The organism is Paraburkholderia sp. 2C (assembly GCF_054589215.1).
In genome coordinates this window covers 31,571-50,499 of sequence record NZ_BAAILL010000042.1, presented here as the reverse complement: position 1 = coordinate 50,499, position 18,929 = coordinate 31,571, and the positions used below count along the sequence as shown (strand labels likewise).

Below are 18,929 nucleotides of genomic sequence, written 5' to 3'. Positions count from 1 at the left end.
GCGTTCGATGCACCTTATTTGTTGCTGCCGGAGCCGGTTCCGTAAAGGCCGTTGTCGAAACCGCCGGCGCCTTCCGGTTTGCTTTTGGAACCAGCGGTTGCGCCTTTCTTCGTTCCCTTCGCATCTTTGGACTGCGGCGCGTTCGACTCATGCACGGTGGAACCCGATGGGTCCGGTGCCGCGTCCGCTGCCGCGGCGCGATTTTCCGGCGAGTGCGGCCCGCTTGGCATCGGTTGCTGGGCATAGGACTGCGCATCGGCGTGGGTCGACGCGATCAGAAGCGCGCCGCACGCGGCAGCCGTCAGCGTCGCCGCGACCGTGCGCGCGCGCGAGCCGCGAACACGAGCCGACGCAACCGCGCCCGCGTTCCTCAACGAATGAAGAATAATCATCGCGCTCCCCTGATTCGATTGATGTCCGTCGAATCAGCATCGCGCGTGCCTGTGCCTGCGACTTGCCGGCCGCCGCCCGGCGCCGCGCGCGCGACGATCCGCTAGCGGTAGCGCTGCTCGAGCGAATGGACCTCGCGCAGGCCCGTCGCGTCGGTGAAATCGTCGAAGCTGGGCAGCTGGTCGAGGCGTCCTGCCGGCGTGCCGTGCGCCTTGACGTACGCAAGATGTTCACGCAGGCCGGACGCCATGGCGAGCACCGAGCCGATCGGGAATAGCACGAGCGCGAATTTCATCTTGCGTATGCGGTCGATATCGATCGCGGGCGTGCGGCCGCCTTCGAGCCAGTTCAACAGCAGCGTGTGGCCGTCGAGTTCGGTTGCGATTGTCTCGACTTCCTGTTCGGTGTCGGGCGCTTCGATCCACAGCACGTCCGCGCCGGCCTGCGCGTAGCGCCGGGCGCGCTCGATGGCCGAGTCGACGCCTTCGACCGCGAGCGCGTCGGTGCGCGCGATCAGCACGAAGTCGGGGTCGGTGCGCGCGTCGACGGCCGCATGCAGTTTGGCCACCATGTCTTCAACCGGAATCACGCTTTTGCCCGACATATGACCGCAGCGTTTCGGGCTCACCTGGTCTTCGAGATGAATCGCGGCGACGCCGGCCTGTTCATAATCGCGCACGGTGCGGATCACGTTCAGCGGATTGCCGTAACCGGTATCCGCATCGGCGATCACGGGCAAGCCGACCGTTTGCACGATGCGGCGCGCGTTGTCGATCATTTCGGATTCGCCGGGCAGGCCGATATCGGGCCTGCCGAGCAGCGATGCGGTGGTCGCGAAACCGCCCATATAGACGGCGTCGAATCCGGCCTGCTCGACGAGGCGCGCCGACAGCGCGTCGTGACTGCCGGGCGCGAGCAGGGGCCGGCTACGATCGAGCAGTTCGCGCAGACGTCGACGCGGATTGCCCGCGTTGGTGATGAGATCGGTCATGTGAACACCCATGATGAATCGAATGACAGAATCGGGAAGCGGCGGACGGATCGCAAATCGATCGCAACGCCGATACCCGAGGCTTCGACGCAAGTTTGGACAACGGCGCGCGGCGGCGATATCCCGATTGCGCTGGTTTATGAGAATCGATTGGCGACGAATTGTTACGACAGTGACGTCGGTGTGACCGCGGCTCGCTTATGTGTCCGTCAATCGCCTGAGCAGGGTTCGCGGGTGCCTTGCGCGGCGCTTTCGCCATGCCGTTTGACGACACGCGGCGTTCGCGCGTGCGCTGCTACACTTCGCGTGTTCAGCATGCCCGGAAATCCGGCGCCTGTTCGTTGCCTGTTTCCTTTGACTGGTTTGGCAGGCTGTTTTTTTCCGCTGCATGCTTTACGTCTTTATCGACGTCTTCATTTACGCCCTCAAGCTCGAACCAGAACATGAATAAACCCTCGCTGCTGGTGCTGATTCCGCTCGATGACGACAGCTATTCGCAAGTCGCCGCGCACTTCGATATCGCCTATGCCGCCACGCCGGCCGAGCGCAGCGCCGCGATCGACACGCACGGCGCCGCGATTCGCGCGGTGCTGACGAACGGCACCACCGGCCTCACGGCGGCGGAGCTCGACCGGCTGCCGCAAGTGGAATTCGTCAGCGCGCTCGGGGCCGGCTACGAAAACATCGCGATCGATCATGCACGCGCGCGCGGCGTGGTGTTATGCAACGGCGCGGGCACCAATGACGATTGCGTGGCCGATCATGCGTTCGCGCTGCTGCTTGCCGCCGTGCGCGATATTGCGTATCGCGATCGCGCGACACGCGAAGGCGTATGGCGCACGCAATTGCCGATGAGCCCGACCGTATCGCGCAAGCGCCTCGGTATCGTAGGTCTCGGCAATATCGGCATGAAGGTCGCGCGCCGCGCGGCGGGTTTCGATATCGAAACCGGTTATCACAACCGGAAGCCGCGTGCCGACGCGGCGTTTCGCTATTTCGACAGGGTTGTCGAACTGGCACGCTGGTGCGACTACCTCGTGATCGCGACGCCGGGCGGCGCCGGCACGCAGCATATGATCGGCCGCACGGTGCTCGAGGCGCTCGGGCCGCGCGGTTTTCTCGTCAACGTATCGCGCGGCAGCGTGGTCGATACCGCCGCGCTGGCCGATGCGCTCGCGAGCGGAGCGATCGCCGGTGCGGGCCTCGATGTGTACGAAGGCGAGCCGGAGCCGCCGCAAGCACTAATCGGTTTGCGCAATGTCGTGCTGACGCCGCATGTGGCCGGTACATCGCCCGAGGCCATTGCCGCATCGGTGCGCAACTTTATCGACAACGCGACACGTCATTTCGCCGGTGAGGCGGTGTTGACGCCGATTTGAGCTGGCCGCAAAGCAGGGCAAAATACCGTTGCACCAGGCTATGAAAAGACAGGAATAAAGCGTTCAGCCAGGGTGTCTTTACCGTGTGTCCCGCGTCGCGGAAGCCTCCATGAAACTGGCTGATCTCACCACCCCCGAGTTTCTCGACAACCCGTACCCGTTCTACGAAAGGCTGCGTGCCGAGGGGCCGCTCGTTCGCATCGGTCCCAAGGCGGTGATTTCGGGGCGTTACGAGGTGATCGAATCGATCCTCGGCGATCGGCGCTTCGGCAAGAACTACCCCGAAAGCATCCGCATGCGCTACGGCGAAGACGCAATGCATATGGGTCTTTTCCAGGGGTTCAGCCGCATGTTCCTCTTGATGAATCCGCCGTCGCACACGCGCCAGCGCGCGCTGATCGTCAAGGCATTCGATGCGCGCCAGGCGCAGGCAATGAAGGACGTGGCGCGCAAGGTCGCCCTTGAGCTGATCGACGCATTCGAAAAAGCAGGAACGGCGAATCTCATGGTGCAGTTTGCGTTTCCGCTGCCGCTGCGCATGATCGGGCAAATGCTCGACATTCCTGATAAAGATGCGACGCAACTGGGCGTGGCGGTGAGCGCCGTTGCCAAAGTGATCGACGTGGCGCCGATGAATGCGGACGATCTCGGACGCGCGTGCGCGGGCTACGAAGACCTCGAACATTATTTCCACTGCGTGGTCGAAGCGCGGCGCCGCCGTCCCGGCAACGATCTGATTTCGATGCTGCTTGCCGTCGAGCAAGGCGGCGAGACGCTGTCGCAGGACGAAATCGTATCGAACACGATCCTGCTGTTTCTGGCCGGCGTCGAGACGACGTCGAACATGATCGGCAATGCGCTGATCGCGCTGCATCGGCATCCCGATCAACTCGCATTGTTGAAGGCGAGGCCGGCGCTCATGTCCGAGGCGGTGCTCGAGTGCATGCGCTACGACAGTTCCGCGCAATCGACGATACGCTCGGCGCTCGAAGACGTCGAAATCGCCGGTGTCGAAGTGCCGTGCGGAACCTCGGTGCTCCTGATGTTCGGTTCGGCGAACCGCGACCCCGCGCGGTACACGAACCCGGAGCGCCTCGATCTCGCACGCAACGAGGTTCGCCTGCAGACCTTCGGCGGCGGCATCCATCACTGCCTCGGCCACCGCATGGCGCTGGTCCAGCTCGAGACCGCGCTGAGCGTGCTGCTTGCGCGCTTACCGGGGCTCGAGCTGACCGGGCTCGACAACCTGAGCTGGAACCGGCGCGGCAATCTGCGCGGCGTGACGTCGCTTGTTGCGCGGTGGTAACGCCTCGTGACCGGGATGCGCGGCGCGGCGGTTTGTCATTCGCCTTTCACCCAGGTAGACTGAACTGCACGAAACACAATACGCGCCGGCCGCTCAAGGCACGGCGCGGGATGAGCGGCTTCAGGCCTGGGAGGCATCGTGACTGACTCTATCGCCCGTATCGCGCGGCGCGCGATTGCGGCTCCATTCGTATGCGTTGCCGCTTGCGCTTTCATTTCAATCGTTGCGTCTTTGCCGGCCGCGGCGGAGCCGGTGACGACAGGACCGCTTAACATCCTCGGCTCGGCGGTGGTGCGCGGGCCCGTCACGGTAGAAGGGCCGCTTAAGGTCGGAGGAAATCTCGCGGTGCATGGTCCGCTCACGGCCGAGCGCGTCGCGCAGTTGCAGCCGGACGAGGCGGAGCGCCGCGCCGGCGACAATAACTTCTACGGACCGCTGACCGTGAAAGGCCCGCTCGTCGTGCGCGGCGACCTCGAGGTTCGTGGGCCGCTGACCGTGAAAGGGCCGGCGGGCGCGGTCGGAAAGATCGATGTCGATGGGCCGATCACGGAGCGGCCTTAAGCACGCGCACGCGGTGTACGCGGTGCCCGCCGCTCAGACCGACGGCGCGCGCCGCGCAAAAAAGAGCCCTGCGCCGAGCGCCATCAAAATTCCGCCGAACAAACGGTTTTGCGTGCGAATCGCGCGCTCGCTGCGCAGCATGCGCCTGAACGCGCTCGCGCCGTGCGCATAGGCATGCATGATGGTCGTGTCGACGACCATCATTGTGACGGTCATTGCAATCAGTTGCGGCACGAGCGGTGCGTGCGCGTCGATAAACTGCGGCAGCACCGCGACCATGATCACGATCGCCTTGGGATTGGTCGCGTTCGTTAAAAGGCCCGTCATCAAGCGCTTGCGCCATGAGGCGGCGGGGGCGGCCGACGAATCCGCTTCGGCAGGCGAATGCTTCGAACGCCATTGCACGATGCCCAGATAGATCAGATAGGCGGCGCCGCCAATCTTGACCGCGGAGAACGCCCACAGCGAAGCGAGCAGCAGCGAGCCCACGCCCGCCCCGGCGACCAGCAGAACGAACGCAAGGCCAAGCTCCTGGCCGATGATCGTGGCGGTGGTTTTTCTGCCGCCATACGACAGTCCATGGCTCATCGAGAGCACGGCGCCGGGGCCCGGCGAGAGCGCGATCGCGCAACACGTGAGCGCGTAAGTGATCCAGATATGAAGGTGCAAGGTCGTCTTCCTGCGCTTGGCGCTTGGGTTAGGCGAAGTGTCTGCATGCGTGCGGCCGATCGGGCGGCCCGCGCGATGCAACCCGCCGAGTTTAGCGCGAGGCGCAAATGCTTGATGCGTCAAATGCGGCGCCAGGCGGATCGGCCCTGCGCTTTCGCATGATCGTTTCGCGTAGCTGACTATTGCTTCGCGTCAAACCTGGTGGAAATACTTCCCGTCGAGGCGATCCAGACGAGATGGAATAAGTGCGCGATTCGAATGTTCTGCTGAGCAGGCCGGCACGATTGCAGCCGGTGCGGATTTCGAGGGAGGCGCCGTATGTCCAGCAGTTCTGTGCAAAACGCTCAGGAGCTCAAACGGGTTCTATCGTTCGCCGACCTCGTTATCTACGGCGTGGCGTTCATGATTCCGGTCGCGCCGTTTGTGATTTTCGGCTATGTATTCGCCGCCTCGTCGGGCATGGTCGTGCTCGCCTACCTCGTCGGCATGGCCGCGATGCTGCTCACGGCGTTCAGCTACAAGTTTCTGTCCGCGGATTTTCCATTGGCCGGCTCGGTCTACGCGTACGCGACGCGAGGCATTGGCGAAGCAATCGGCTTTGTCGCGGGCTGGATGCTGATTCTCGACTACCTGCTGATTCCCGCGCTCACGTATGTGGCGGGCGCGACCGCGTTGCACGACTTTCTGCCGGCCGTGCCGCGCACCATCTGGGTGCTCGCGTTTCTCGCGATCGGCACCGCAACGAACTATCTCGGCGTGCAGGCGATGTCGAACCTGAGCCGCCTGTTTATCATCGTGCAACTGCTGGTGCTCGCGGTGTTCTGCGCGGCGGGGCTTAACGCGCTCTATCACGGCGCGGGCGCGGGGCGTCTCACGCTTGCGCCGCTGTTCAAACCGGAAGCGGTCGATCTGCATTTCGTGTTTTCCGCCGTGTCGATCTGCGCGCTGTCGTTTCTCGGCTTCGACGCGATCTCGACGCTCGCGGAGGAAGTGCGCGGCGACCGGAAGGCGCTGGTTGGGCGCGCAACGATTACGGCACTGGTGCTGGCCGGCGCGATCTTCGTGGTGCAGACATGGATCGCCACCGATCTCGCGCAAGGCATGACCTTCACGTCGGCCGACACCGCGTTCTACGAAGTGGCAAGGCGCGCGGGCGGCCAGCCGCTTGCGTTGCTGTGCGATTGCACCACCGCGATCGTGTTCGGCGTGTCGTGCTCGGTCGTCTCGCAGACGGCGATCGCGCGGCTCCTGTTTTCGATGGCGCGCGATCGCAAGCTGCCGCGGTTTTTCGCCGATCTGCACCCGCGTTACGGCAGCCCGCACAAAAGCCTGCTGTTCGTCGCGGTCGTGTCGCTCGCGATAGCAATCGGCTTTCTCGATCATCTCGACACGCTTGCCGAGTTCGTCAATTTCGGTGCACTGACGGGCTTCGTGATCCTGCACGTGACCGTTATCGCGCATTGCTTCGGGCGCAAGCGATCGCGCGCGTTGGTCCGGCATCTCGCGATGCCCATTTGCGGCGCGGCCATTCTGCTCTACGTGCTCTATTCGATGTCCGCGCATACGTGGCTGCTCGGCGCGGTATGGCTATGCATCGGAATTGCGTACTACCTGCTGCTGAAATCGCGAAACAACCCGGACGCACGGCTCGACGTGTGATGGGTCAACGGACGGACGGCCGCGAACCTTCGTTGCTCAGCTGTACGTCCCGTTCTTTCAAGGCATGTGACATGGTGAATCCTGGCGCGGTTGAATCGAATTTCCAGTATGTGTCGATGTGGAAAGTGTTGTCCGGCGACCGGCCGGGCGTGGACCTCGTCGACGTTCCCGGCATGTCGGTTTGCTGGGCCGATAGCGCGTTTCCGTTCTGGAACGCGCTTTTTATCACCGACCGTATCGGCCATGCCGACGATCTTTCCGCACGCCTGCGCGAAGGCGCCGACTATATGCGTGCGCGGCGGCAAGCGGGTCTTGTCTACGTATGCGAAGACTTTTTGAACCCGACCTTGCGCGGCCACATCGATGGTCTCGCGAAACAAGCGGGCCTCGAATATGCGATCGACGTCATCGGTATGGCCGGTGACGTGCCGCGCAGCCGGCCGATGCCCGACACGCCGCTTGAATTCCGGCGCGTGACCGACGACGCCGCGCTGCAGGTGTACGGCGAGATCAACGCGCAAGGGTATGGCTTTCCGCTCGAGGCTGGACAGGACGCGCTGCGCGGATCGGACTTCTGGAAATCGACGGCGTATGCGTTTATCGGCTATGAAGCGGGGCAGGCCGTGTCGACCGCGGCGGCGATCGTCAACGAAGGGCAGCTTTATCTCGCGCTGGTCGCGACGCTGCCGCATGCGCAGCGCAAAGGGTATGGATACGCGACCGTGTGCCATGCGCTGCAGGCGGCTCACGACGCTACGGGTTTGACGCGCACGACGCTGCATGCGACACAGGCGGGCTTTCCCGTTTATCAGCGCGCGGGGTATCGGCGCACGACGCTGTTTTTGACATACAAGCTCGCCTGAGGTTGTGCCAGCACGCGTCAGCGCGGATACGCTCGCGCTTTCCGCAAGCCCGCCTATTTACCGCCCTATGAGCGGCGCGGCACTATGCGCGCGCAAGAGTTGTGGTCAGACTATCGTGTTGTTATTGCCGCGAGCGGCGCGCGGTAAGCCGGCCATTAAGCCAGCCGGTACACGATAGATCGGCACGCGTGATGCCGGGAGACCCACGATGACACGCTTCGAACAGCGGCGGCAACTGCTTGGCACAGCGCTGGGTGCAGCGTTTCTTGCACCGTTTTCATCAACCGCGCGCGGCGCATCGAACGACAGCGTGCCGTGCGCGCCCACGCACAAACCGCCGACGATTCCCGCCGCGCAAATAGACCGCGCGATCGCGCAACTCGATCAGCTGGCCACGGCGCAAATGATGCGCACCGGCGTCCCGGGACTTGCGATCGCGGTTGTGCGCGGCACGCGGACCGTCTACGCAAAGGGCTTCGGCACGCGCGAAGTCGGCTCCGGTCAGCCCGTCGATGCGGATACCGTGTTCCAGCTCGCCTCGCTATCGAAGCCGCTTGGCGCGAGTGTGGTCGCGCGGCAAATCGGTCTTGGCAGCGTGACGTGGGACACCACCGTACGCAAGCACCTGCCGTGGTTCGCCCTTTCCGATGCCGACGCGAGCGAAGCCGTCACGATCGCCGATCTCTATGCGCACCGCTCGGGCCTGCCCGACCACGCGGGCGATCGCCTCGAAGATATGGGTTATCGTCAGACCGAAATCCTGGAACGGCTGCGCGATCTACCGCTGCATGGATTTCGCAACTCGTACGCCTATACGAATTTTGGCCTGACCGCGGCGGCGATCTCGGTCGCCGCCGCGGCCAATACCGATTGGGCGACGCTTTCCGAAGCGGCCATCTACAAGCCGCTCGGCATGAGTAGCACGAGTTCGCGCCATGCCGATTTTGCCGCGCGCGCGAATCGCGCCGCCGGCCATGTGAAGCGCGGTGACCGATGGGTGGTCGGACCCGGTAGCATGCCCGACGCCCAGTCGCCGGCGGGCGGCGCGAGCGCGTCGGTCAACGATATGGCGAAGTGGCTTGCGATGATGCTCGGGCAGGGCATGTTCAACGGCAGGCGCATCGTCGATGCGGCAGCGCTGAACGCCGCGGTGTCGCAACAGGTGCAGTCCGCGCCGCCGGGCGTCGGGCATCCGGCCAGTTATTACGGCTACGGCTTCAATGTGGGCGTAACCGAAGCGGGACGTCCGAGCTACAGCCATTCGGGCGCGTTCGCGGTCGGCGCGGCGACGAACTTCGTCGTGGTGCCGTCCACCGGCGTGGCGATCGTCGCGCTGACCAATGCTTATCCGATGGGCGTGCCGGAGACGATCACCGCGCAATTCTTCGATCTCGTGCAGTTCGGCGCCATCAGGCGGGACTGGGCGACGCTCTATGGAAACGCGCTGGCGCCGATGATGAAACCGGAAGGCTCGCTGGTCGGTGCCGCGCGGCCCGCATCGCCGCTGCCGCCGCGCGTACTGTCGACGTACACGGGCAGCTGGCGCAACGACTATTTCGGGCCGCTAAAGGTGAGCGAACAGAACGGGACGCTGTCGCTTGCGATCGGGCCGGTGCCGACGGTGCTGCCGCTCACGCATTGGGACGGCGATGTGTTTACGTTCACCTTGTATAACGAGAACGCGGCGCCGGGCACCATTTCGAAAGCGAGCTTCCTGAGCGATCGCGTCACGCTCGAGTATTACAACGAGAATGAACAGGGTACGTTCATTCGCTAGGGTTGTCTTATCATGGCGTCATGCCGAGCCAGGAGGCAATCCGATATGACCGCGCAAGACAACCCGCTGCTGCAGCCGTGGCAAACACCTTATCAGCTGCCGCCGTTCGGGCAGATTCGCAGTGAACACTTTGCACCGGCGTTTGCCGTGCTGTTCGATCGGCATCTGAGCGAAATCGATGCGATCGCAACCAACGCCGAGGCGCCTACCTTCGACAATACGGTCGCCGCATTCGATGCCGCCGGCGCGAAGCTCGACCGCGTACGCCTTGCATTCGACAATCTGTGCGCGTCGGAATCGCCGCCGGAACTGCAGGCGGTGGAGCGCGAGATGGCGCCGCGTCTTGCCGCGCACGACACCAAGGTGGCGATGCATGCGGCTTTTTTCGCGAGGCTCGATGCAGTGTACCGGCAGGCGCAGTCGTTGAGCCTGAGCGAAGAGCAGCAGCGGCTGCTGCAGCGCGTCCACACCGATTTCATCCGCACGGGCGCGGCGCTGGAAGGCACGGCGCGCGAACGGTTTGCGGCGATTGCGGTGCAGCTTGCCGATCTGCAAACGCAGTTTTCGCAGAATGTGCTCGCGGATGAATCGTCGTATCAGCTGCCGCTCGCGGGCGAAGCGGAGCTCGCCGGGTTGCCCGATTTCCTGCGCGCGGCCGCGCGCGGGGCGGCACGCGAGCGCGGCGCGGACGGCCACGTGATTACGCTCGCGCGTTCGCTCGTGCAGCCGTTCCTGACGTTTTCGACGCGCCGCGACTTGCGCGAAACCGCATGGCGCGCCTGGACGACGCGCGGCGAAACGCCGGGGCGCGACAACCGTCCGCTGGCCCGGCAGATTCTCGCGTTGCGCGCGGAGCAGGCGCGCCTGCTCGGTTACGAATGCTTTGCCGACTACGCGCTCTCGGACCGGATGGCCGGCAACGCGGGCGCCGTCGATCAGCTGTTCAGCCAGGTGTGGGAGCCCGCCAGGGCGAGCGCCGCACGCGAACGCGCGGCCCTGATCGAACAGGCCGCCGCGCTCGGCGAGCCGACCGATATCGAGCCGTGGGACTGGTACTACCTCGCGGAAAAAGTACGCGCTTCCCGGTACGCACTCGACGATGCGGAAATCAAGCCGTATTTCAGCCTCGAGGCGATGCTCAATGCGATGTTCGATTGCGCGGGGCGACTGTTCGGTGTGCAGTTCGTCGAACAGACGGGTATTGCGCTGTATCACCGGGACGTGCGTCTGTGGGAGGTTCGGCGCGGCGGCGAGCGCATGGGCGTGTTTCTCGGCGACAACTACGCGCGGCCGAACAAGCAGGGTGGCGCGTGGATGCATATCTATCGCCGGCAGATGCGCAATGGCCGTCATGGCGACGACGTTCAGCCGATCGTCGTGAACAACAACAACTTTGCGCGCAATGGCGATGGACCGACCCTGCTGAGCTTCGACGACGTGCGCACGCTGTTTCATGAATTCGGCCACGCCATGCATGGTCTGCTGTCCGATGTGACGTATGGCCGTTTGTCGGGTACGAGCGTGCCGCAGGATTACGTGGAATTGCCGTCGCAACTGATGGAGAACTGGGCGACGGTGCGCGAGGTGCTCGAGAAACATGCGCGTCATGTGGCAACGGGCGAGCCGATCCCGGCGGCGCTGATCGAGCGCATCCGCGCGTCGCAGACCTTCAATCAGGGCTTCGAAACGGTGTCGTACGCGTCGTCGGCGCTGATCGATATGGCGCTGCATCGGCGCAAAGATGCGGAGAATATCGATATCGCGCGCTTCGAGGAAGACGAGCGCGCGCGTCTGGGCGTGCCGCGCGAAGTGGGCATGCGTCATCGGCTGCCGCATTTTTCGCATATCTTCAGCGGTGCGTACTATGCGGCGGGCTACTACGTGTATATGTGGGCCGAAGTGCTCGAGGCGGAAGCGTTCGACGCGTTCGAGGAAGCGGGCGATGCGTTCGATCCGGTGCTCGCGGACAAGCTCAAACGCTACGTGTACAGCGCGGGCGACAGCCGCGATGAGCGCGCGGCGTTTCGCGCATTTCGCGGGCACGAGCCGCAGGCGGAGCCGATGTTGCGCAAGCGCGGGTTGCTGGCTGCGTGATGAAGTGGTGACAGCCGGGGGCGCCTAGCCGGGGGCGCCTGGCCGGGGGCGCCTGGCCGGGGGCGCCTGGCCCCGGCGCGCATGGGGCCTGCGGCGCACACGGCGCCGTCAATCGGCCGGCGCCGCGGGCGTTTCAATCGGAATCACGCGCCTCGACGCTTGCGCGCCGCAGCGTCGCAGCAGATCGCGCAGTTCGTTGATAACCGGAAAAACCTCGTGATTCCAGTCGGCACCCTGTTCGTCATGGGCCTGCTGTTCGCGTTCGACGGCCCAGCGGTCTTCCTTGAAGATGCGCTCGGTGAACCAGATCAGAACCGGCCAGGCAACATCGAGCAGCACGCGCATGCGCGGCCGTTTGATCGACACGAGGCCGAACGCGCGCGTGGTGCGTTGGTCGCGATCGAGCGGCACGTACACCGCCCATAAGTCGAGCATCAAGGCCGACTTCGGATTGCGGATCTGCAGCGTCTGGTACGGATAGTCGGTGCGCACCGTCATCACGTCGTTGTCGGTCGGCTTGCCTGGCGCGCTCTGTCCGAGCACGACGGCCTCGCCGAGCGGCCGGCTGCCGCCTTCGCGCTCGAGCGTGTAGTCGACCTCGACCCAGGTCTCGCCGTGGCGGCGTCCGAGCGAACGCGCGCTCATCTGTCCCATCACGCGGCGATGCAGAAACTGATGGTTCATATCCATCAGGTTCTCGTGCATGAACGAGTAGTGGCAGGCGACGTCGCGCGCATAACGGCGCGTCTTGTACGCATGATTTGCGATCGAGCCGAGCGAGGGCAACGGTGTCGAGTCGGCGCGTGCCGGATTGCCTGGAAACACGAACACGAGGCCCTCGAGCTCGCGGCATGGATACGCGCGCACGCCGTTGGGCAGGCGCTCGCGGCCCAGATACGGAATGTTCACGCAGTGGCCCGCGCAGTCGTAGGTCCAGCCGTGATAACAGCAGCGAATCGCTTCGCCGTCGACGACGCCGTCGCGCAGCGGAATCTGCCGGTGCGCGCAGCGGTCTTCGAGCGCGAACAGGGTGCCCGATGCGGGGCGCACGAGCACGATCGGCTCGCCCGCAAAACGCACGCCAAGCGTGCGGCCGCGTTTGACTTCGCTCGACCACGCAAGCGGATACCAATGATCGGGATGGATCGGCACGCGCCTGAGATCGCGCGCGGCGGCCTCATTGGCGGGGCGGACGATGCTGCTGCATTCGGATGAACCGGGCTCTTGCATGGCGCTCACCTCGACGTGCGACGTCTGCAAATTATGTCCGCATGTCGGCGGGGCGTGCAACGAACCGGCTGCGCGGTAGAGCTGGCGGCGTGTTGGGCGCTGCGCGAAGGTTCCCGGCATGAAAACTGCGGCGCGCGCCGCTTGCGGCACCATCGATATCTCGCTCTTCGTGTCGCGATCATCGCGATGCGGCTTCGCAGGCAGCAAATGGGCAGGCAGCAAATGGCATGGGCGGAATTCGCGTGCTATCCGGGGAACATTGTTTGCTGCCGTGCGTCTTTCGTCAGCAGGAATCGAAACAAGCCGACGACACCCCAACCCCGATCACCATCGCGAGGATCCCGATCGATGCCGCAAGTCCTGTCTCGCCGCGCGCGGACTGCCGCCGCTTCCCTGTACTGTTCAGCGTTTCTACTGGCTGGCGGCAGCGCGCTCGCCGCCACGGAAAATGCGGCGCCTCAGCCTCAGCTTCAGGAAAACACCCACGCGGCCGGTTCGGCCGCTGCCGGCACGGCAGGCAAAACCACGCCGTCGCCGGTCGTGCCTGTCCCGCCGTCCGAACTCTATGGCGCGCTCTATCGCGATGTCGAACTCGCGCATCTGTTTCCCGACAGCAAGACGTTCGCGGACATGATCCCGAACGACACGCCGTCGCATATCGTGGCCGACTACACGCAGCGCAAATCGCAGCCGGGCTTCGAGCTCAAGCCGTTCGTCGATGCGCACTTCACGTTGCCGGCACGCGAAACGAAGCGCTACGTGTCCGATCCGAACCAGAGCGTCACCGCACATATCGACACGCTGTGGAATGTGCTGCGGCGCGCTCCGGATCAAAGCGCGAGCCCGTGGTCGTCGTTGTTGCCGCTGCCGTATCCGTATATCGTGCCCGGCGACCGCTTCGACGAGATCTACTATTGGGACTCGTTTTTCATCATGCTCGGACTCGGGCAAAGCGGCCGTACCGATCTGCTCGGCGACGAACTCAATAATTTCTCGACGCTGATCGATCGATACGGGCACATCCCGAACGGCAATCGCACGTACTATCTGAGCCGCTCGCAACCGCCGTTTTTCGCACAGATGGTGCGGCTCACGGCCGAGCGCGAAGGCGATGCCGTCTATCCGCGTTACCTGCCCGAACTGCTTGCCGAATACCGTTACTGGATGGACGGAGAGGATCATGTGGCGCGCGGCGGCGCATACCGGCATCTCGTGAAGCTGCGCGACGGCACCTTGCTCAATCGCTATTGGGACGCGCGCGATACGCCGCGCGACGAGTCGTACCGCGAAGATGTCGTCACGGCACAGCAGACGCCGCAGCGCGATGCGGCCGACCTGTGGCGCAATCTGCGCGCGGGCGGCGAAACGGGCTGGGATTTCAGCTCGCGCTGGTTCGCCGACGGCAAGACGCTCGGCACGGTCGAAGTGACGTCCCTCGTTCCCGTCGATCTGAACAGCCTGCTGACCGATCTCGAACGCACGATTGCGCACGCGTATCGGTTAAAGGGCGATGCAGCGCAAGCGGAGCGCTTCGAAAAGCGCGCGTCCGCGCGCGCGGCGGCGATTCGTCGCGTGTTGTGGGACCCGCAACTGCATGCGTTCGGCGATTACGACTTCGCCGCCCAGCGGCTCACGCACCGCCTCAGCGCAGCGACCGTTTATCCGCTTTACTTCGGCATTGCGGACAAGGCGCAGGCCAGCGCGGTCGCGGCGACGGTGCGCGCGCAGCTGCTGCGCGCCGGCGGCCTCGCGACAACCACCGCGCAAACGGGCCAGCAATGGGACGAGCCGAACGGCTGGGCGCCGCTGCAATATCTCGCGGTGGCCGGCTTGCGCCGCTATGGCCAGTCCGCACTGGCCGGCCAGATTGCGACGCGCTGGATTCAGACGAACGTCGCGTACTACCAGCGCACCGGCAAGCTCGTCGAAAAATACGATGTCGACGCGAAGGCCGGGTCGACCGCGGCGGGCGGCGGTGAATATCCGCTGCAGGACGGCTTCGGCTGGACCAACGGCGTGCTGCGCACGCTGATGGCGATGGTTCCGGCCGCGGCGGGATCGACGCGGCCCGTCGACGTGCCGGAAGGGCCGCGTGGCGTATCGGAAGCGGCGGCGTCGGCCGCGGCGGCGCCGCAAACGACGCATCGCTTGCAGGAAACGCCGCAACCATAGCGCGCGCATGAGGGCGCGCGAATAGAACGGCGCGTGCCGATCAGTGAAGCGGCGTTACATGCGGCGTAGGGGGGGCGCTTTACACCGCGAGGGGGCGCTTTACACCGCGAGCCATGCGGCGACAAAAAAACCGAGGCCAATCAACGCGACGGCGCCGGTCACGGTCTGCAGCCACTTCTTTTTTGTCAGCAGCGTGATCGCGGCCAGCGCGATCGAAATCTGGATCAGCGTCGTCGCTTGCGCCCAGCGATGATGCTGATGCTGCAGCGACTCGCTCGTATCGTTGTCCTGCTTCGCTTCGGCTTCGAGCGATTCGGCTTTCGCGCGAATCGGCTCCTTGTCCGCCGCATAGCGCTTTTCGTCGACCACGAATTTCGCGTGCGCGGCCGACGAAGGATCGCTCAGCGCGGCGCCGAGTTCGGCGAGATTCTGCTTTTCGCCCTTGGCCTGGTAGTACCCCCATTGGTCCGAGGCTTCGGTCTTGCGGATGGCCGCTTCGTTCTTGTAGAAGAGCGCGAGGTTCTCATTCGCGCCGCTCTGGTACGACGCGATCGCGCCGACGCTCGCGAGGATTGCCGTCATGACCGCGATGCGCGACGCGCTGGGACCGGCGGCGTGGCCGCCCGCGTGTTCGACCGCATGGTCATGCGGGCCATGGACTTCGTATTCGTCGGACATCGTTCGGGTCTCGCGCAAAAGGCGCCAGCATAACGCATGGGCCTGGCGTGGACGCATGCGCGCGCTCGCGACCGGTAACGATCAGGCGGCTCGGACGTGAGGCCGGACGCGTGCCTGTTCGCCACCCGTGGAAAGAATTTTCGTATCTATCGAAACAGGCGCGCGGCGTGGCCGGGGACCCTGCAGGCATCGAGAACCAGCCGTAAACGTTCGAATCGTCGAAACAATTGCATTCGAAAAACGCAAAGGTCCTTTCTCGTAATAAGGGTTTTCCCTAGGGATTCCGGCCGCTAGACTGGTACCCAACAGTCACAGACAAGATGTCGTGGCTTCGTCAACGGCTTTGGGAGGTGTTTCATGAAATCGTTCATCAGCGCAATCGCGGTTGCCGCGGTGCTTGCTACCCCGGTGGTGTCGTTCGCTCAGTCGAACGGGCCGGTCACGCGTGCTCAGGTGCGCGCGGAACTCGCACAGGTGCAGAAGGCAGAACGGGGCGCGACGCTGTGGAATACCGGCGATGCGCATTACCCGGACGGACTCGCGGCTGCCGAGTCGCAAGTGGTCGCGCAAAACGGCGCGTCGCAAGCGACCGGTTATGGTCCCGCCACGAACGGCACGTCGCAGTCGGGTCACGCTCAGGTGCCTGGTCAGGTGCCCCAGGCGGACGCAGGCGGCAACGACTGGTTGAAGGCGACGACCTCGAGCAACCATCCTTAAGCTCCGCAAAGCTTGCTTTGGATGCACGCGCAGGTTGAAGAAAAAGACCGCTTGGGCGCTCGCCTTGCGGTCTTTTCTTGCATCGTGACCATGGTGAGCCGACCGCGCGCCTGACCGCTTCGCGCAGTTCGCGTCGGGTGCTTACCCGGCAGTCTTGCGGCGCTTTGTTGCAGGCAACTTCGCCGTCTTTGCAGCCGCCTTCGACGTCCTGGTGGGCGGCGGCGACTGCATCGATCCGGCTGCCGCTGTCTTTGCCGCTGTCTTTGCCGCGGTTTTCGCCGCATCGGCGTCGGTTTTGCGCTTGTCGAGTTTCAGTTCGACCCATGTCGGCGCATGGTCGCTCGCATGCGGTTCGCCTCGCACCCACTTGTCGACGCCCGCATCGCGCAGTGCCGGCGCCAGCGACGCGCTCAGCAACAGATGATCGATGCGCAGGCCCGAATTGGTTTCCCAGTGCCGCCGGAAATAATCCCAGAACGTGAAGACCTTGTCGTCCGGGTAGCGCTTGCGCAGCGCATCGGTCCAACCCTGTTCGAGAAGCCGCGCGTAGCATTCGCGGCTTTCGGGCTGCAATAGCGCGTCTTTCAACCACGAGCGCGGGTTGTAGATATCGAAGTCGGTCGGCACGACGTTATAGTCGCCGGCCAGCACGACCGGATGGCCGCTATCGAAGAGCGTCTGCGCGTAAGCGATCAGGCGTTCGAACCATTCGAGCTTGTAGTCGAACTTCGGCCCAGGCTGCGGGTTGCCGTTCGGCAGATACAGGCAGCCGACCAGCAAACCGTTGACGGCCGCTTCGATATAGCGGCTGTGCGTATCGGCGTCGCCGCCGGGCAGGCCGCGCCGCGTTTCGGTTGGCTTCGCACCTTTTGCGAGTATCGCGACACCGTTCCACGATGTCTGGCCATGCCAGATCGCGCCATAGCCCGCATCGCGCAGCTCGGCTTCCGGAAACGCGCTATCGGGGGCTTTCAGCTCCTGCAGGCAGGCAATATCGGGCTGCGCTTTCTCGAGCCATTTGACGAGCGACGGCAGCCGCGAGCGAATGCCGTTGATATTGAAGGTGGCGAGCTTCATGAGAGCGCAACGTCGCAAATGCCATACCTGTACGATGCGCTGGACGGGCCCGCATCGTCAATCGCGATGCGGGCCCGTGCGAGATTCATGCAGGCCGGCCGATACCGCCCGCATGGCCGGCTGATGCGTGGCTCGCGTTCCCTAAGCCTTCTTCAGATGCGGGCCGATCAGCGACAAATCGGCCGGGCCGAGGCGCTCGCTTGCGGTCCACGACTGATGCCAGTACGGATAGAGGAGCGGCGGCAAGCTCACTTCGTCCAGACGCGCGCGCTGTTCGGGCGTGAGCTTGAGGTCCGCCGCGGCGAGGTTGTCGCGCAACTGATTGTCGTTGCGCCCGCCGATGACCACCGACGAGACCGCCGGCCGCCCCAGCAGCCACGCGAGCGCGACCCGTGCGCCGGACACATCGTGTTCGGCCGCAACGTCGACGAGCACATCGACGATATTCCACAGCCGCTCCGCGTCGCGGATCGGCGGCTCGGTCCAGCCTGCGAGCTGGCGCGTGCCCTCGGGCGTCGTATCGCGGCGATGCTTGCCCGACAGCAGCCCGCCCGCGAGCGGACTCCAGACGAGGATGCCAAGCCCCTGATCCTGCGCGATCGGCGCGAGTTCGTATTCGGCTTCGCGCGCTTCGAGCGTGTAGTGGATCTGCTGGCTGATAAAGCGCGGCAAGCGGTCGCGCTCACTGATGTGCAGCGCTTTCATGAGGTGCCAGCCCGAATAGTTCGAGCATCCCACATAGCGGATCTTGCCTTGCCGCACGAGCAGATCGAGCGCTTCGAGCGTTTCTTCGAGCGGCGTGATGCCATCCCACTCGTGCACCTGGTAAAGATCGATGACGTCCGTGTTCAGGCGCTTCAGGCTCGCTTCGCACGCGCGCACGAGGTGATAGCGCGACAGCCCGCGATCGTTCGGGCCGTCGCCCATCGCAAAGCGCGCCTTCGACGCGATCAGCACACCGTTCTTGCGTTTGCCGCCGAGCGCGGCGCCGACGATTTCCTCGGACGCGCCGTCGGAATAGACATCGGCGGTATCGATCAGATTGACGCCTGCATCGAGGCACATGTCGATTTGCCGGCGCGCTTCGTCGAGGCCGACGTTACCGACGTGCGCGAATTTGCCTTTGCCGCCCATAGTCATCGTGCCGAGCGTAATGGTCGACACCATGAGGCCCGAGCGGCCAAGCTGACGATATTCCATGATCTGACAGTCTCCGTGTTCAGATGAGTGATGTGACAGTTCTGTGATGCGTGCTGCGACGCCTGCTTCAATTCTTTCGGGGCTGAAGCATTCTGTAATGCGTTGTTATGGTGGTGACAGGCTTCGGGTCTCGCAGTCACTATAGGCGAAACCGCTGTGATTTTTA

At 64.3% G+C, this 18,929-nt stretch carries 17 protein-coding genes; 9 read left to right on the top strand and 8 right to left on the bottom strand.

What is annotated here, in order from left to right:
* Positions 1-14: 14 nt before the first annotated feature.
* The 3 genes from ACYPXD_RS20250 to ACYPXD_RS20240 form a co-directional block, all read right to left on the bottom strand.
* The gene (locus ACYPXD_RS20250; protein ID WP_459715069.1) at positions 15-392 is read right to left on the bottom strand and encodes a beta-xylosidase; all 378 of its coding nucleotides are present in this window, start codon (positions 390-392) and stop codon (positions 15-17) included.
* 101 nt (positions 393-493) lie between these two features.
* A complete protein-coding gene (locus tag ACYPXD_RS20245) occupies positions 494-1,381 on the bottom strand; it encodes an isocitrate lyase/PEP mutase family protein (protein WP_459715067.1) in 888 nt (295 codons plus the stop codon).
* Positions 1,382-1,691: 310 nt separating this feature from the next.
* The gene (locus ACYPXD_RS20240) at positions 1,692-1,826 is read right to left on the bottom strand and encodes a hypothetical protein (protein ID WP_459715065.1); all 135 of its coding nucleotides are present in this window, start codon (positions 1,824-1,826) and stop codon (positions 1,692-1,694) included.
* Between ACYPXD_RS20240 and ACYPXD_RS20235 the strand changes: the two genes are divergently transcribed.
* The 3 genes from ACYPXD_RS20235 to ACYPXD_RS20225 all read left to right on the top strand — a co-directional run bounded on the left by ACYPXD_RS20235 (position 1,825) and on the right by ACYPXD_RS20225 (position 4,627).
* Positions 1,825-2,760, top strand: a complete 936-nt coding sequence (locus tag ACYPXD_RS20235) for a 2-hydroxyacid dehydrogenase (protein WP_459715063.1) — start codon at positions 1,825-1,827, stop codon at positions 2,758-2,760. The two genes, ACYPXD_RS20240 and ACYPXD_RS20235, sit on opposite strands and share 2 nt — an antisense overlap.
* A 109-nt stretch (positions 2,761-2,869) precedes the next feature.
* Positions 2,870-4,066, top strand: a complete 1,197-nt coding sequence (locus ACYPXD_RS20230; RefSeq protein WP_459715061.1) for a cytochrome P450 — start codon at positions 2,870-2,872, stop codon at positions 4,064-4,066.
* Between the two features lie 138 nt (positions 4,067-4,204).
* On the top strand, positions 4,205-4,627 hold the full coding sequence (locus ACYPXD_RS20225) for a hypothetical protein (RefSeq protein WP_459715058.1): 423 nt from the start codon (positions 4,205-4,207) through the stop codon (positions 4,625-4,627).
* Positions 4,628-4,660: 33 nt separating this feature from the next.
* Here ACYPXD_RS20225 and ACYPXD_RS20220 read toward each other — a convergent pair whose 3' ends face one another.
* Positions 4,661-5,296 carry a LysE family transporter gene (locus tag ACYPXD_RS20220; protein WP_459715055.1) on the bottom strand — a complete coding sequence of 212 codons (636 nt, stop codon included), beginning with the start codon at positions 5,294-5,296 and terminating at the stop codon, positions 4,661-4,663.
* A gap of 318 nt (positions 5,297-5,614) precedes the next feature.
* On the opposite strand from ACYPXD_RS20220, the gene ACYPXD_RS20215 reads away from it, so the two are divergent.
* From ACYPXD_RS20215 to ACYPXD_RS20200, 4 genes are all read left to right on the top strand, one after another.
* On the top strand, positions 5,615-6,955 hold the full coding sequence (locus ACYPXD_RS20215; protein ID WP_459715052.1) for an APC family permease: 1,341 nt from the start codon (positions 5,615-5,617) through the stop codon (positions 6,953-6,955).
* Positions 6,956-7,026: 71 nt separating this feature from the next.
* A complete protein-coding gene (locus tag ACYPXD_RS20210; RefSeq protein ID WP_459715050.1) occupies positions 7,027-7,818 on the top strand; it encodes a GNAT family N-acetyltransferase in 792 nt (263 codons plus the stop codon).
* Between the two features lie 208 nt (positions 7,819-8,026).
* Complete coding sequence (locus tag ACYPXD_RS20205; protein WP_459715048.1) at positions 8,027-9,595, top strand: serine hydrolase; 1,569 nt, start codon at positions 8,027-8,029, stop codon at positions 9,593-9,595.
* A gap of 45 nt (positions 9,596-9,640) precedes the next feature.
* A complete protein-coding gene (locus tag ACYPXD_RS20200) occupies positions 9,641-11,689 on the top strand; it encodes a M3 family metallopeptidase (RefSeq protein WP_459715046.1) in 2,049 nt (682 codons plus the stop codon).
* Between the two features lie 108 nt (positions 11,690-11,797).
* Here the strand turns inward: ACYPXD_RS20200 and ACYPXD_RS20195 are convergent, their stop codons facing one another.
* The gene (locus tag ACYPXD_RS20195) at positions 11,798-12,919 is read right to left on the bottom strand and encodes a Rieske 2Fe-2S domain-containing protein (RefSeq protein ID WP_459715043.1); all 1,122 of its coding nucleotides are present in this window, start codon (positions 12,917-12,919) and stop codon (positions 11,798-11,800) included.
* 348 nt (positions 12,920-13,267) lie between these two features.
* Here ACYPXD_RS20195 and treF point away from each other — a divergent pair, with 348 nt between their 5' ends.
* Positions 13,268-15,091 carry an alpha,alpha-trehalase TreF gene (gene treF, locus ACYPXD_RS20190; RefSeq protein ID WP_459715041.1) on the top strand — a complete coding sequence of 608 codons (1,824 nt, stop codon included), beginning with the start codon at positions 13,268-13,270 and terminating at the stop codon, positions 15,089-15,091.
* A gap of 99 nt (positions 15,092-15,190) precedes the next feature.
* Here the strand turns inward: treF and ACYPXD_RS20185 are convergent, their stop codons facing one another.
* Positions 15,191-15,769, bottom strand: coding sequence for a DUF4337 domain-containing protein (locus ACYPXD_RS20185; RefSeq protein ID WP_459715039.1), 579 nt, complete (start codon positions 15,767-15,769; stop codon positions 15,191-15,193).
* 357 nt (positions 15,770-16,126) lie between these two features.
* Here ACYPXD_RS20185 and ACYPXD_RS20180 point away from each other — a divergent pair, with 357 nt between their 5' ends.
* Entirely contained in the window at positions 16,127-16,486 is a 360-nt protein-coding gene (locus ACYPXD_RS20180) for a DUF4148 domain-containing protein (RefSeq protein WP_459715036.1), read from the top strand.
* 141 nt (positions 16,487-16,627) lie between these two features.
* Here ACYPXD_RS20180 and ACYPXD_RS20175 read toward each other — a convergent pair whose 3' ends face one another.
* Complete coding sequence (locus ACYPXD_RS20175; RefSeq protein ID WP_459715033.1) at positions 16,628-17,563, bottom strand: exodeoxyribonuclease III; 936 nt, start codon at positions 17,561-17,563, stop codon at positions 16,628-16,630.
* A gap of 141 nt (positions 17,564-17,704) precedes the next feature.
* On the bottom strand, positions 17,705-18,763 hold the full coding sequence (locus ACYPXD_RS20170; protein ID WP_459715030.1) for an aldo/keto reductase: 1,059 nt from the start codon (positions 18,761-18,763) through the stop codon (positions 17,705-17,707).
* Positions 18,764-18,929 lie beyond the last annotated feature (166 nt).